The following is a 15159-nucleotide window of genomic DNA, read 5'->3' on the forward strand; positions in this document are numbered from 1 at the left end:
GTTTTATATTGATAAACTATATGGAACAGTATTTATTGCACCGTAAAAGCGTTAGAGTAACCCGTATATGGCGAAATCTTTTGGTTCCAACCATTCTTCCAGTCGCCTTGATGTACTAGACGATACGTGCCCGGTGGCGTTTGCTCTCCAATACGCCAATCAATCATAACCTTGCTATAGCTGATACCATCACGTTTCCAAGTATACATGGTCTCAAAATCGCTATCGGTTAAGTAATCTACCCATTGACCCTCTTTTAGCTGCTGAACTTTTAAGAAGGTATCTTCAGTGCGTAAGTTGTTCTTAGGATGTGCACCACGGAAGATGGCTGTAGCAGTCTCGCCTACTTGGTAGCTGCTATTAGGCTGAATAAGAACTTGCCCCCACTTTTCTTGTAGAGGTTTGTCATCAAAGACAACGCCTGGACGCTCTGTAAAGCTCTTGTTAGAGAAATCAGGCGGGCTGGTGGTGTCATAGATGTCGGTATTATCCCGCATGGCTTGAGCAAGTAGCGTGTATTCTTGCAGGTAAGCATTAGTTTGATACGGACCATATTCGGTAGAGGCACCCTCGTAATGCTGCATAGCAAACTCTTCACGAGTGCTTAGATAGCCGCTGTAATTATTAGCTAGACCATTAATAATCACAGTATCAACCCCTGAGTCTTTTAGCTGCTCTAATACCACTGCACGTAGGCGGCGACCGACCATGGTCGTGGGTTCACCAGGAATAGCGACGATGGCTAAATTACCAATACGCATCAACTGTACCGGTTGTTCGGTATTAATCCAGCCCCAGCTGCCCGTCGGTAATAGTACTTGCTTCTCAGCCTGACAGTCGTCTTGGTTCACAGTTGAGACAATACCAAAAATGCTTCGGGTTAAACTGCCCAAAAATGAGGGGTCAACTTTATTAATATCATCATTGATACGGAAGTTTTCACGGGTCATCCCCTCATACATCCCAGGAATATTGGAGGGGCCATTCTCACCACCAGCGGCAAAAGAGTAACCGCGTGCTGGCAAACATAAGGTTTTGTTGCCTGCGCCAGCGGTGAACTTGGCATCGACCTGATAGCCTTTCAGATTAATCCAGCGTGCTCGATAATCAACCGGACCTACGACAGGAGTGCCTTGATTCCAAAGCTCAATGGCTTTGTTGACTTGTAGCTCTCCATCACGGATCACATTTTCCCATTCATTATCACTGCCTTGATAGCCGGGTTTAGAGTTGGCATTACCACCGCGGGTAATAACGTCACCTTCATCGGCATTGGCGAAGGCGGCGACAAAAGGCTTGTCTGAATTTGGCGCCAGTTTTTTCTCAGCTTCTAACTGGGCATACCCCTTATTGTCCGCACTTAGATGCATAAACTGGTTACTAAAGCTGGTGGGATGCACCGCAAACCAGTTAATCAATCCTAGTGGTGTACCATCAGCGGTATCAAGGCGAAGCTGCGTCATGGTCTCGTTCACATTGCTGTCATAATCATGCGCATCATGATTATTATTATAAGCAGGAATAGATCGGTTAATAGTTGCACCTTTTAACTCGCCTTGTGCTAACGACAAGCGTCCTAGGGTCAAAGTTTTATGCGCACGCTCAATGGAGGTAACAATACCGTCGACGATGGCATTGAAGTTTTGAGTGCTATAGCCGGCGGTGGTGTCATCATTACTGGCGATTTGATACAGCTGCTGATGTGAATAGCCGGCGTTACCCACATGGGTGTGGGTCGCTGTTAGCATCACATTGTCATCGTTATATTCACTACCAAATTTGCTGGCCAATCGTTTAATGACTTCAAGCTTCACGGAAGTAAACATGGCGCCCATATCGGCGGACACATAGACAACACGGCTGTCACTGTTTGGGTCACCAATAATAAAGGCGTGTGAATATAGGCGATCGTTAATACCTTCTACCACTTGACCATCGGCATAACCGAACATACCGGACTCTGCGGCAGCGCCAGTGATATCGGCTTTACCAACACCTACCAAATAAGGGCTGGCAGGTGCGGCAGCTTGGGCGTATCCATTGCTCGAATTGTTTGAGGAAAGTAGATTTAGTGTTGATGGATTTGCATTGGTTGCCAATAAAGACGGCATCGCTGTTTAATCAACTTGAGCTGAGGGATTAACGCTAGTCTTTTCAGGCTTCTGACTATCCTCTGACGAGGAGTTACCCCAAGTGGTGAGTGCCATGCCGAAGGCGGCGGTAGATATGATTGCAAGTAACATAGGTGGCCGAAGTAGTGATGTGGGTGAAAAAGAGGTTTTCATTGGTTATCCTTAACATACAATAAAATACGAGACGCAATGTGATATTGGACTGTATTTTGTTAACAGTAAAAGGCGCACGCATGATTTATAGCAAAATAGGCGCGCACCTTTTCTCTAAGTCGTTGGGTTCCCTGTAACGACTGTTCACTTAATATACGTGAAAAATGGATGGGATAACACTTCTTTAAGCATTTTTGAGCCAAAGCGAGTTTTGATTCATATAGTGCTACACTTTGTATCAGTTATTTATCCATCTATTGACCAAGCTTGAATCTGCTTTGGTTGTTATTATTCTGAGGTCTATTATGCCAACTACGATCTGTCCTTGTAGAGTATCACTTACCCAAACAGCGGTAGAAACGCCCGTCACACAGCCCTCTTATGCCGAGTGTTGTCAGCCACTGCATCAAGGTGATAAACAGGCCGAGAATGCAGAGATGTTAATGCGCTCGCGTTATAGTGCTTTTGTAAAAGTACTGCCTGAGTATATTGTGGCGACCACATTGCCAGCGCAGCAGTCATCTTTGGACAAACAGGCCATACAGATGTGGGCAGAGGAGACAAACTGGGCAGGGCTTGAGATAAAGCAACATACGTCGAAACTAGGTAAACGGCATGCGCAGGTAGCGTTCAATGCTTATTATCATACTTTGGAGGAAGGCAGTCTTAAATTGGGCTTTCATCCAGAGTTATCTGCATTCGTCAAAGCCAAAGCCAGAGATAAAGCAGGCTCGAAATCCGAGCAATGGTATTTTTTAGACCCAACAGTTCGTTTGAAGGTGACTCAAAAGCAGCCGTGTATTTGCGGCTCTGGCGAGAAGTTTAAACGCTGTTGTGGACAGTTTGTTGCGTAAAAATGCCCTATATGTCATATAGGGCATTTCAAAGTTTTGTTTTAATGGTTAGTGTCCACTAAACACTTGCCCCAACCTCACGGGCAATAGCGATACCTTCCTCGATACTGAGGTACTTACGCTGGCTTGGTGTGTCTTGAAACACAATGTCGCCATCTCGAAAGACAAGACACTCGTTAATCGCAAGCTGTTGCCAGTCTTCATTTTCAGTCAAAGGCACAGTTACTAAAATGGTGACCTTGTCCTTGTCTGTGGTCACATCCCCAAAGTTAATCGACAAATCATCATCGGCAAGCTTGGCTTCTCCAAACGGTGCTTTACGGGTTAAATAAAACAGTAGGGTATTGGCATAAGCAAGCTGCCAATCACCATTAGAAATCAGACAGTTAAACAGTCCATTTGCCGCAAGATAACGGCACTGGGTGGTTAAAAAGGCAAATAAAGCCTCATCTGAAGGACGCTGTTTAAAGGTCGATTTTAAGCGATTAATCAAATAACAAAACGCCGCTTCAGAGTCCGTTGATCCCACCGGACGGCAGTATTCACTATTACCATTACTTTGCAGGCGTTGGCAGCGTTTAATAAAGCCATCCCTCATCTGACCATTATGAGCGAATACCCACTGCTCACCCCACACTTCACGCACAAAGGGGTGAGTATTGGCAAGACAATTACGCCCCTGAGTGGCTTTACGGATATGAGCCACAACATTGAGCGCTTTAATCGGGTAATTCTTTACCAGCTCTGCAACCGGTGACTCAAAGCTTGGCTTGTCATCATGGAACAGTCTTAATCCACGCGCGGCTGGATTATCCTCGTCGGGTGAACAGGCATTAGGCTCAAAAAAAGCAATACCAAAGCCATCGCTGTGGTGGTCGGTATTACCGCCGCGGGCACGAAATCCAGCAAAGCTAAATCCTATATCCGTGGGTGTATTGGCGTTCATACCTAATAATTGACACATGGTTTACTCACTACGTTATTCGTTGCTAGGATCATCGACGTCAAGAACATCAATGTCCTCTAAAATTTGTTTTGCGGCACTTAAATCATCTTTTTTTACCCAAAGTACCGCGCCAGAGTTCATACCAGGGATGGCGCTTAGGCTTTGGGTAGAGACTTCAATACCATTGTTTTTCAATAGGTTGGCATGCAGATCGCCTTGAATATTGGTATCGTAACTTGCCAACTTGTGCCAGTCATCCACGTGCTCACTCATAACTGCTCCTTGTTGAGTATTCAAAAATTGATCGCTTTAATGGGTATTAAACAGAGCCTTAATTAAACCATAATTAAAGATAATTTATCGCTCAATCGGTAAGTCGAACCCTGATGACCAATTAATCTGACCAAGCGGATAGGCATCTATATGGAATCCATTTGGATAGTCTTTAAAGCCAGGCTTATCTTTAAGTTGTTCAATGGCATTCTGCGCATCCTTCTCGCTAGCAAATACACCAATAAGTTTAAAATCAGTATGATCATTGTCTCGATCGTCATTCTCGAAACGGGCATGTTCTAATACGTAAACGGTTTGTTGTTCATTGCGTAGCTTCTCAACTTGGCTCCAGTGATATGCCGCTAGACGTTTCATTAGGTCAGGGTTTTTGACCATAATATTGTCGCCAGTACGCCCTTGCTCACGATTATAGAAAATCACATTTAAGCGCAGTAGCCAAAAGGTAACAGCTGCCATGGCAAGCATCAGCGGTAGAGCATGTTCCTCATCAGCGGTTAAAGGACGCACACTTTGATAACCGCTAATAAATGCCTGCATTTTCTGCCGATTAAAATTCACAGACTCACCGTCACCGGCATCACCCCAAGTGGTACAGAAGTCATTAATAGTAATGGCAATATCCATCACATAATGCTCAACACTGACCTCAGTAAAATCTAGCAGACCAGTTAATTGCTCATTGCCATTTTTCAAATCCCACAAAGTATTATCGGCAAACATATCTAAATGACATAAGCCTTTCGGTAGGCTGGCAAGTGGCAGTGCCTCATAGTCCTGCCAGATATCTCGCATCAGCTGCGCCTCATCTGAGGGCATAAACTGAATCTCGCGATCACGGACTTTATCCCAAGGATATAGCGGAACACCATAGTTTTCAGCCGGTGTTAAATCTTGCAAAGTGTTGTGCAGCTTGGCCAGTGCTTGTCCCATAGTATGGCACATACTGGCAGTGGTCTGCTTGGGATGCGTACCTGATAGGCAAGGCACCAAGGTAATGGCTTTGTTTTCATATTGGATTAAGTAATCCGGTGCGCCATTGGGCTTACGGGCGATTTTCGGTAGCGGTGCCGCAACTGGTAATTGACCTTTTAAACTGTTTAAGATGGTCGCCATTTTTTCGATATCAGCAGGTGGGCGCTCCTCAAATAAGGTAAACACATACGAGTATTCACCTTCAATATCTTCGGTGGTCCGAATAAACCAGTTAGAGTTTTTCACCCCTTGGGTAATGGGAATGGCTTTATCAAATGAGATGCCAAAGGCATGACAAAAGGCGGTGAATTGGTCTTCTGACAAATGAGTATATACAGACATGACGCTCTCTTAATCGGTTGAGGTTGGTTTGTTAATGTGACGTAGACCACAGGTGTAAATAATGACTATTAAATAGTATGATTCAATTTGGATACGCATTAGTCAATGATTATAGGATAAAGGCCGATAGAATTCGCCTAAATACTGCTATCATTTATGACGGCTTTATCAATTTTTAATACTATCTATTAGAATCAAAGCAGCCTTTGCACATCTGACAGCACGAATCTATTGGAAAAAATAACATTGTTAATCAGGTAGTAGGTATAATATGTTTCATATATATACCCAATTATCTATACAAAAAATAGTCGATACACTCTAAACGTTTTTTTTAGCAGATATCAATATTTTAATTATGACGACACCAATGATATGAATTCTTGGATTCACTTATTATGCCTATGACTGCCAAGAATTTCCCGCTTAAACAGTTCAGTATTATTCTATACAGTAATATTGTTATCTTTTTTGACTTTTTAATCTACTTCTATTTAGCGGATACACTAAGCGATACCTTCTTTCCGAGCACCCAAAACACGCTATTAATTCAGCTGCAGACCTTTGGTATTTTCGCAGCCGGTTATTTAGCACGCCCGCTTGGCGGGTATGTATTAGGACGCTATGGTGATGGCAAGGGGCGCAAGCCGGCATTTATGGTCAGCGCCTCATTTATAGCCACTACCTCTTTGATTACCGCTTGCCTGCCGACCTATGCGCAAGTTGGTATCCTAGCGCCTATTTTATTTTTAATCATCAGAATAGTGCAAGGCATGGGCTTTGGTGCACACAGTGCATTAAGCTGGGTGTTTATTGGTGAGCATGCGCCCAGTACTAAGCGCGGACTGTATTTGGGTGCGGTGTCAGCAAGCTTTTTGCTCGGCGTGCTGGTCACTGTTTTTGTCTTTAAAGGACTGTTTGACAGGTTCTCTATCGAAGACTTAGGGAATAGCACTTGGCGCAGCGTATTTATCAGCTCATCAGCCTTTTGCTTTATCGCTGTTATCTTAATCAGCTATTTAAGAGAAACACCGATATTTAAACAAGAGCAATTACAAAATGCTGAACGGGGCTCTACAGAGATAGTGGCTGAATCATCAGGCGCGGCAACCACCAATCGCTTCCATGCCATATTTTTATCTTCGTTGCTTAGCTTTTATTTGGCCAGTATGTTTATTATGGTGGCCTTGGCTTTACCGCAATTGGTATTAATGCGCTTTAGTGTCGATGCCAGCATGCTGATGGCTGCCAATGTAATAGGCGTATTTTTCTTTATCCTTGGCACGCTGTTTTATGGCCTGTTATCGGATAAAGGTAATCTAGGCAGAGTGCTGATGATAGGCTCGGTAATCCCTGTTATCCAGATGTTTGCCTTTTATTATAGTCTGCAATATGGTGGCGCCGATTACGTGCTGATTATGTACGCCTTACTTGGCTTTACCGCGGGTGTGGTTAGTTTATGCCCGATTATTATGCTGCAACTATTCCCAACACAAAACCGATTGACCTCGATATCTGTTATTTATAATGGCGTTTATGCCATTGTCGGCGGTGTATTACCAGCACTGCTGGTCTATGCAACCACTCAGGTCAGCTTCACGCCCGCGCTTTATATGGCGTTCTTGGGCTTTATAGGCTTTATCACTGGGTTTTATATTTATCGTTTGCCGACCTTTAGACCACTGCAAGACATTTGATATAAATTTGACTATGATAAGCGTAGTGGCTAATTTTAGTAATAGATACCAAACATAGAAATGACAATTATAGGGCAGAGTGCATGTTAGCAAAACGAATTATTCCGTGTTTAGATGTCGATAATGGCCGTGTGGTAAAGGGTGTTCAATTTGTTGATATCAAAGATGCAGGCGACCCAGTAGAAGTAGCCAAGCGCTATAACGAGCAAGGCGCTGACGAGATTACTTTTCTGGATATTACCGCCACTCATCATGGGCGCGATACCACGTATGAGATGGTAGAGCGTATCGCTGAAACGGTTTTTGTTCCGCTAACAGTAGGCGGCGGCGTGCGTAAAATTGAAGATATCCGTAATCTGCTTAATGCCGGTGCCGATAAAGTGGCAATTAACTCAGCAGCGGTATTTACGCCAGAGTTTGTTGCAGAAGCAGCAGCGAGATTTGGTAGTCAGTGTATTGTTGTGGCGATTGATGCCAAACGAGTGGATGATGTTGATGGAAAGCCGCACTGGGAGATATTCACTCATGGCGGCCGCAAACCAACGGGTATCGATGCAGTAGCTTGGTCAGTTAAAATGGCGGAGCTTGGCGCTGGCGAGTTATTGGTTACTTCAATGGATGGCGATGGCACCAAAAAGGGCTATGATTTGGCATTAATGAAAACTATTACTCAGCGCGTCAATATACCAGTTATTGCCTCTGGTGGTGTGGGTAATCTGCAGCATTTAGCAGAAGGCGTATTAGAAGGCGGTGCTGATGCGGTATTGGCAGCCAGTATTTTCCATTTTGGCGAATATACCGTTGGTGAGGCAAAGCAGTATATGGCCGAGCGCGGTATTGAGATGCGTTTGTAGCATATACTCTGTGCAGATAACAACGAATCACAACGAAAATTGATGGTAAAAAATGCTATTATAAGCCTAATTTATTTTACTTTTGGTCTATGATAGCTTTGTTGTCAGTTATCGGACGCAAGCTGCAGGCCGTCACTTTAATGAGCTACTTCTTTATATTAGGACATGGCAATGCAAGATTTACAAAAAGAGCGTAACGATATCACCCATCTAGAAGGCAATTTACATCAAAACACCGATGCCCGTATCGGTATCGTGGTTGGCCGTTTTAATGCCTTTGTTGTTGAGTCATTAGTCGATGGCGCAATTGATGCCTTATTACGTCATGGCGTTTCTGGCAAAAACATCAGTGTGATTCGTGTACCGGGTGCCTTTGAATTACCACTAGCAGCACAGCGTGCTGCAGAGTCTGATCGTTTTGACGCGATTGTTGCGTTAGGCGCGGTTATCCGTGGTAGCACGCCTCATTTTGATATCGTTGCCGGCAGCTCGGCCAATGGTCTTGCTAGTGTATCTATGGATTATAATATTCCTGTAATTAATGGCATCTTGACCACTGACAGCATCGAGCAAGCCATTGAGCGCTCTGGTACAAAGGCCGGTAATAAAGGCTCAGAAGCCGCTTTAGTTGCTCTTGAGATGATCGCAGTATTGTCTCAACTTGATGTTGAAGACGACGAGTAAGCTGCAAGATTCTAAGTCTAATTTTTTATATTAGATAAGCAGAACTGGCAGGAGAGTGGCTCTGTTATTATGAACATAGCCATTCTACTTAGCCAACACAATTGATTATTATCGTTAATTTTGCATGATGTTGTGCCTATTTGTGATACTCACAACAGGTGCACTACTATATATAAAGCAGCCCTCCAAATTAACCTGTTGGCTGTGACCTTATTTATTAAAGTTTTTTATTAAATATTTTTATTGAATGTAATTAAAGAAATGTCAGAGCATCCCCTCTGGCGATAGGTATCTGACTATATGAGCGACAACACCCCGATACAAGCTGAAAACACCCAGTTCGATATCAGCGAATCCAGCTACAAAACCAGCCATACTGCGGTACGTAAAGCACGCCGTTTTGCGTTACAAGGGCTATACGAGTGGCTAATGACTGATCACCGCTTTGAGCAAACTGGCCATGGTGCTTGGAAGTCAAACCCGCCCCATGATATCGCGGCGCGTACCCGTGCGACCAATGCCATGCATACCGTGCATTTGGGCTATTATCACGATATGATGCGTGATATTCCTGAGCAAATCGAAGAGCTAGAGGCGCTAATCTCGCAGCATCTAGACCGTGAAATCGATAAGATTGATATGGTTGAGCATGCCGTACTGTTAATTGGTGCTTATGAATTAAAACACAGTCTGCATATTCCTTATAAAGTGGTATTAGATGAAGCGATGAAGCTGAATACACACTTTGGCGCAACAGATGCGCATAAGCTTATCAACGCGGTAATGGACAAGTTAGCAGCCGAGCTTCGCGAAGTAGAAGTTGCTGCGGATACAGGCAGTGGTTATAAAGAGAAGAAGTCAAAAGAGAAACAAGCTTTAAATGCAGTGTCAGAAAAGACGGATAAGCATGGTTCAGAAACTTTAAACGATGCTAATAGATTAGATACTGGTACCTTAGATGTAGACAAGGCAAACAAAAATACGATTGAGGATTCGAGCAGCGAGAGTGAGCCTAAACGTGAGCCAAAACCTCGAATTGGACGTAAATCTTCAAAGTAAACCACGTGTTTATAGCATAAGCTTTTTACCCCTTGTCCAACTCAGGACGATATTTAATGACTGAATTTGAGCTTATTTACCGTTATTTTGAACAACTGTCCCATAGCCAAGTGGAAAGTGCTGCTCCTATTATTAAAGGCTTAGGGGATGATGCGGCAGTCATTAGATTACCTGCTACTAGTCAATGGGTGACCTGTGTTGATACACTGGTGCAAGGTCGGCATTTTAGTGAAGACTGGACAAAAGTAAATGAGTTGGCGTTTGTGATTGGATTTAAGACTGTTGCAGTAAACGTATCCGATATTGCCGCAATGGGTGCAAAACCACATAGTATTTTGCTGGCATTAGCGCTACCAAAGCGGTTAGCTAATGAAGCTTGGCTTAGCGACTTTGCAAAAGGGCTGTTTCACGCTTGCACCCAATTTGGAGTGCGTCTTATTGGCGGTGATACCACGCGCAATGATAAGCTTGTGCTGAGTATAACGGCTAATGGTATTCTGGATGGTACAACACAGGCTATTTATCGCAGCGGCGCACAAGTTGGTGATAAGGTCTATGTCTCTGGTAGTATAGGCGATGCTTGTTATGCGCTGTATCATCCAGAAACTAAGATTGGTCAGCAGTTGGCGCATCGCTTGCATATGCCGACCCCCCGTATTAGCCTAGGTGAAGCACTGTCTCAGCAAGGAAAGGTTACTGCTATGATTGATGTCTCGGATGGACTGACTCAAGATTTAAGCCATATTTGTGAGCAAAGCGGTGTCGGCATGCGTTTAGAGTTAGAGAATCTGCCTGCCAGCGACCCATTACAGCGCATTGATTTGGCGCAGCGACTATTGTGCCAGTTAACCGGCGGAGATGATTACGAGCTGGCATTTACCTTACCTGCTGATGTGTCTGTGCCCACAGTGCATACTCAAGTGACTTGTATTGGTGAGGTCGTTGAACCAGAAACAACACTACAAGAGACGTCACATATTAATCTAGTTTATCAAGGTACTTCAGTGACCCATCAAAGCCCCTATCCGTTTACTGAATATCCTAACTTAAGCGGCTATCAGCACTTTAGCAAGGAATAGCAATGTCGTCTGACCCATCTGTCTCACCTCATCATGATCATAAGCCTGATATTAGAAAGGCTAATATATGTCCTCCTTTACCGCAGAACTCAAACGGTCTTGATAAGCTAGTTTATTGGCTAGGTATTGGGCTTGGTAGTGGACTGCCTAAACGGGCACCAGGTACATGGGGCACACTTGCTGGTTTCTTGATTGGCATACCACTTATGATGTTAGGGTTCATCCCCTTTTTGACCATAACCATAATTGCTAGTGTCGTCGGCATTTGGATCTGCGACCGTACTTCAATCCTTATGGACGTGCATGATGACCCACATATTGTTTGGGATGAATGGGCAGGCATGTGGATTACCATGCTACCATTATCTTATATAGGTTTGGGTCAATTAACCCATATAGATGAAGTGCCTTTAGATTGGATTGTTTTAATCACCTCTTTTTTAGCATTTAGATTTTTTGATATTGTAAAGCCTTATCCTATAGGATGGATTGATAGTAAAGTAAAGGGTGGGCTGGGTATTATGCTCGATGATGTTATTGCCGCAGCGATGGCAATATTATTAATGGCAATTGCAAGTTTTATAGCGGTCACTATTCTTTTTTAACTTATTTAAATAACGATATAAACTATGACAAAACTTTCTGTATCAAATTCTTCTGCCTTATCTGTCATTATCCTTGCTGCTGGCAAAGGCACGCGCATGCAGTCAGCAAAACCAAAAGTATTACAAACCTTGGCGGACAAGCCATTGTTGGCCCATGTTTTAGATACTTGCCAGTCAATCAATGTAGATAAGACGATTGTGGTGTATGGCTTTGGTGGCGATCAAGTCAAAAATGCAATGGCAGATTACAAGTTGACTTGGGTTGAGCAGGCCGAGCAGCTCGGCACCGGTCATGCGGTCAAAGTAACATTAGAGGATTTGCCGAGTGAGGGCAAAAGCTTAATTTTATATGGTGATGTACCACTGGTTAGCGCTGACACGCTGACGCGCTTAAAAGAGGCCAATGTCGAAGGCATGTCGATGCTGACGTTAACAGTCGATAATCCGTTTGGACTAGGCCGTATTAAACGTGATGCGCAAGGTCTGATTACAGCGATTGTTGAACAAAAAGATGCGACTGAAGAAGAGCAATTGATTCGTGAAATCAACAGCGGTATCTATTGTGTTGATAATGCGCTATTGCACAAATATTTGCCTAAATTATCTAACGATAATGCGCAACAAGAATATTATCTGACCGATATCGTAAAAATGGCCGTCGCCGATGGTCTTGCCATTGAAGCAATTGAGCCTGATTATGAATTTGAGATTGAGGGCGTTAATAACCGCCAGCAACTTGCCAAACTTGAACGCAGTTTGCAAGCAAAGCTAGTAGAGGATTTACAAGTACAAGGCGTACAGTTTGCTGACCCGAGTCGCGTTGATATCCGTGGTCAAGTCACGGTCGGTCAAGATGTCTTTGTTGATGTGAATGTGGTGTTTAAAGGTCAAGTTACGTTAGGCGATAACGTGACTATTGAGGCAGGCTGTGTTATTAAAGACAGTCATATTGGTAGCGGTACCCACGTGAAGCCTTACTGTGTCTTTGATGAGGCAACTGTTGGTGAGTCAGCCAGCATTGGCCCATTTGCGCACCTGCGTCCACAATCGGTATTGGCCGATAGCACTCGTCTAGGTAACTTTGTTGAAATCAAAAAGTCGAACATTGGTGAAGGCAGTAAAGTAAATCATCTAAGTTATGTGGGCGACTCACAAATTGGCCGTCATGTGAATGTGGGCGCCGGCGTGATTACCTGTAATTATGATGGGGTTAATAAGCATCAAACGACCATTGGTGATAACGCCTTTATTGGTTCGAACTCAAGTCTGGTAGCGCCTGTGACTATCGGCAGTACGGCAACAATTGGTGCAGGCTCTGTGGTTACTAAAAATGTAGACGACAATGCGCTAGCGATTGCCCGTGGTCGTCAAGTACAAAAAGACAATTATCAGCGTCCTGAAAAGAAGAAGTAAGCTCAGGATGACACAGTATTATCCCGTAACAATAACCCTTTAGCCTCTGAACCAGTCGATGCGACCTTAGCTCATAGAAAGCTGTTATAGAAAAGCCATTATAGGAAGATATCGTCGGCCGCGGATAAGGTGATGTGCGGGTGAATAACAAATAAGAAGCTGGCTAGATAACCTCATCAGCAGCTATTAAGAATGATCAATTAAGGACAAGATATGTGTGGAATAGTCGGTGCCATCGCTGAGCGTAATATCTCTAATATTTTATTGGAGGGTCTAAAGCGCTTAGAGTATAGAGGCTATGATTCAGCGGGTCTTACTGTTATCCGTGACGGCGAGTTATATCGTGAGCGTCAGGTCGGTAAAGTCCAAGAGCTCGTCAATGCTGTAGACGGTAACGCCAATACTTTTAAAGGTCATATTGGTATTGCCCACACCCGTTGGGCGACCCATGGTGAGCCTGCACAGCATAATGCGCATCCGCACGTATCTGGTAAAGTAGCCGTGGTACACAACGGCATTGTAGAGAACTACGGACCGCTAAAAGAAGAGTTGATTAAAAAAGGTTATGCTTTTACCTCTCAGACCGATACGGAAGTAGTGGCTCATTTAGTAGCAGACGCCTATAAAGAGACCGGTAATTTATTTAAAGCGGTTAAGCAGATTGTGCCACGTTTACAGGGTGCGTTTGCACTAGGCGTGGTACACGTCGATAACCCTGATGAATTAATCACTGTACGTCTAGGCTCTCCATTGGTAATCGGCGTGGGCATTGGAGAGAACTTTATTGCTTCTGACCAATTGGCACTATTGCCTGTAACCAACCGCTTTATGTATTTAGAGGAAGGTGACATTGCGATTATCAAACGTGATGGTATCCAAGTATTTGCTGATGGTAAGCCGGTTGAACGCGCGATTAAAGAGTTAGATGCCGAGCAGCATAACGCAGATAAAGGCGAGTTTAAGCATTATATGCTCAAAGAGATTTACGAGCAGCCAGATGCGGTGGCGCGTACTCTAGAGATGGGTATCGATGCCGATGATTTGAAAGCAGACTTTTTGCAGCGTCATGAAGAAGCGTTGGCAGGTGTTCGTCATGTTCAGGTCTTGGCCTGTGGTACTAGTTATCATGCCGGTATGGTCGCTAAGTATTGGTTTGAGAATTTAACCCGCCTGCCTTGCTCGGTAGAAGTGGCCAGCGAATTTAGATATCGTAATCCTGTGGTGGTGGACAACACCTTAGTGGTTTGCTTATCACAATCGGGTGAGACAGCGGATACCTTATCTGCCTTACGTGAAACTCAGCGCTTGGCTAAAAGAAGCGATATCAATGGCCTAGTCAGCCTAAGCGTGTGTAACGTAGCGACCTCGTCTTTGGTACGTGAAACTGATATTTTTGTGCCGACATTAGCTGGCGTGGAGATTGGTGTTGCATCGACCAAAGCGTTTACTACTCAATTGGCTGCTTTAATGTTACTGGTGTTGAAAGTGGGTAAAGTTCAGCAGCGTATTGATGCCAATGAGCTCAAAACCATTGTCACCGAAATGCACAACCTAAAAGGTCAGCTAGATAAGAGCTTAACGCTTGACCAGTCGATTGAAAAGATGAGTGAGAAGTTCGAAGACAAAAAGAGTACGTTATTCTTAGGCCGCGGTGTGCAGTATCCTATCGCTTTAGAAGGTGCATTAAAGCTTAAAGAAATCTCTTATATTCATGCCGAAGGGTATGCGGCCGGTGAGCTCAAGCATGGTCCATTGGCCTTGGTTGATAAAGATATGCCGATTGTAGTGCTTGCGCCAAAAGACAGCATGCTTGATAAATTAAAAGCCAATATGCAAGAAGTGCATGCGCGCCATGGTGAGCTGTTTGTGTTTGCTAGTGATTCAAGCGAGCTTGTGAGCGATGACAGACTGCACGTGATTAATGTACCAGATGTGAATGAGCATCTAGCGCCAATCGTCTATAGCATTCCCATTCAGTTCTTATCGTATCATGTAGCTGTTATGCGCGGCACGGATGTGGATCAGCCACGTAACTTGGCAAAATCAGTGACGGTCGAATAGATTTAATCTTCGAC

At 44.1% G+C, this 15159-nt stretch carries 14 protein-coding genes; 9 read left to right on the forward strand and 5 right to left on the reverse strand.

Annotated elements, in window-relative coordinates:
- Window positions 1-32 precede the first annotated feature (32 nt).
- Window positions 33-2099 carry a neutral/alkaline non-lysosomal ceramidase N-terminal domain-containing protein gene (locus tag AC2SLO_RS01985; RefSeq protein WP_495637083.1) on the reverse strand — a complete coding sequence of 689 codons (2067 nt, stop codon included), beginning with the start codon at window positions 2097-2099 and terminating at the stop codon, window positions 33-35.
- An 18-nt stretch (window positions 2100-2117) separates the two neighbouring features.
- The gene (locus tag AC2SLO_RS01990) at window positions 2118-2285 is read right to left on the reverse strand and encodes a hypothetical protein (protein ID WP_486542501.1); all 168 of its coding nucleotides are present in this window, start codon (window positions 2283-2285) and stop codon (window positions 2118-2120) included.
- 305 nt (window positions 2286-2590) lie between these two features.
- Here AC2SLO_RS01990 and AC2SLO_RS01995 point away from each other — a divergent pair, with 305 nt between their 5' ends.
- Window positions 2591-3139 (forward strand): YchJ family protein, encoded by a 549-nt coding sequence (locus AC2SLO_RS01995; RefSeq protein ID WP_486542499.1) that lies wholly within the window; start codon window positions 2591-2593, stop codon window positions 3137-3139.
- Window positions 3140-3197: 58 nt separating this feature from the next.
- Here AC2SLO_RS01995 and AC2SLO_RS02000 read toward each other — a convergent pair whose 3' ends face one another.
- The 3 genes from AC2SLO_RS02000 to AC2SLO_RS02010 form a co-directional block, all read right to left on the reverse strand.
- Window positions 3198-4103 carry a class II glutamine amidotransferase gene (locus AC2SLO_RS02000; RefSeq protein WP_486542497.1) on the reverse strand — a complete coding sequence of 302 codons (906 nt, stop codon included), beginning with the start codon at window positions 4101-4103 and terminating at the stop codon, window positions 3198-3200.
- Between the two features lie 15 nt (window positions 4104-4118).
- Window positions 4119-4358, reverse strand: a complete 240-nt coding sequence (locus AC2SLO_RS02005; RefSeq protein WP_486542495.1) for a hypothetical protein — start codon at window positions 4356-4358, stop codon at window positions 4119-4121.
- A gap of 84 nt (window positions 4359-4442) precedes the next feature.
- Window positions 4443-5693, reverse strand: coding sequence for a homoserine kinase (locus AC2SLO_RS02010; RefSeq protein WP_486542493.1), 1251 nt, complete (start codon window positions 5691-5693; stop codon window positions 4443-4445).
- Window positions 5694-6091: 398 nt separating this feature from the next.
- Between AC2SLO_RS02010 and AC2SLO_RS02015 the strand changes: the two genes are divergently transcribed.
- The 8 genes from AC2SLO_RS02015 (at window position 6092) to glmS (ending at window position 15145) form a co-directional block, all read left to right on the forward strand.
- On the forward strand, window positions 6092-7390 hold the full coding sequence (locus AC2SLO_RS02015) for an MFS transporter (protein WP_486542491.1): 1299 nt from the start codon (window positions 6092-6094) through the stop codon (window positions 7388-7390).
- An 83-nt stretch (window positions 7391-7473) separates the two neighbouring features.
- Window positions 7474-8244 carry an imidazole glycerol phosphate synthase subunit HisF gene (gene hisF / locus AC2SLO_RS02020; protein ID WP_486542489.1) on the forward strand — a complete coding sequence of 257 codons (771 nt, stop codon included), beginning with the start codon at window positions 7474-7476 and terminating at the stop codon, window positions 8242-8244.
- A gap of 171 nt (window positions 8245-8415) precedes the next feature.
- Window positions 8416-8928, forward strand: coding sequence for a 6,7-dimethyl-8-ribityllumazine synthase (gene ribH, locus AC2SLO_RS02025; RefSeq protein WP_486542487.1), 513 nt, complete (start codon window positions 8416-8418; stop codon window positions 8926-8928).
- Between the two features lie 300 nt (window positions 8929-9228).
- The gene (gene nusB / locus AC2SLO_RS02030) at window positions 9229-9987 is read left to right on the forward strand and encodes a transcription antitermination factor NusB (protein WP_486542485.1); all 759 of its coding nucleotides are present in this window, start codon (window positions 9229-9231) and stop codon (window positions 9985-9987) included.
- Window positions 9988-10043: 56 nt separating this feature from the next.
- Window positions 10044-11066, forward strand: coding sequence for a thiamine-phosphate kinase (thiL, locus tag AC2SLO_RS02035; protein ID WP_486542483.1), 1023 nt, complete (start codon window positions 10044-10046; stop codon window positions 11064-11066).
- 2 nt (window positions 11067-11068) lie between these two features.
- Entirely contained in the window at window positions 11069-11671 is a 603-nt protein-coding gene (locus AC2SLO_RS02040; protein WP_486542481.1) for a phosphatidylglycerophosphatase A family protein, read from the forward strand.
- A gap of 24 nt (window positions 11672-11695) precedes the next feature.
- Window positions 11696-13084, forward strand: coding sequence for a bifunctional UDP-N-acetylglucosamine diphosphorylase/glucosamine-1-phosphate N-acetyltransferase GlmU (gene glmU, locus AC2SLO_RS02045; RefSeq protein WP_486542479.1), 1389 nt, complete (start codon window positions 11696-11698; stop codon window positions 13082-13084).
- Window positions 13085-13297: 213 nt separating this feature from the next.
- A complete protein-coding gene (gene glmS, locus AC2SLO_RS02050) occupies window positions 13298-15145 on the forward strand; it encodes a glutamine--fructose-6-phosphate transaminase (isomerizing) (RefSeq protein WP_486542477.1) in 1848 nt (615 codons plus the stop codon).
- Window positions 15146-15159: the final 14 nt, after the last annotated feature.

This window comes from Psychrobacter sp. CX14 (assembly GCF_057396205.2).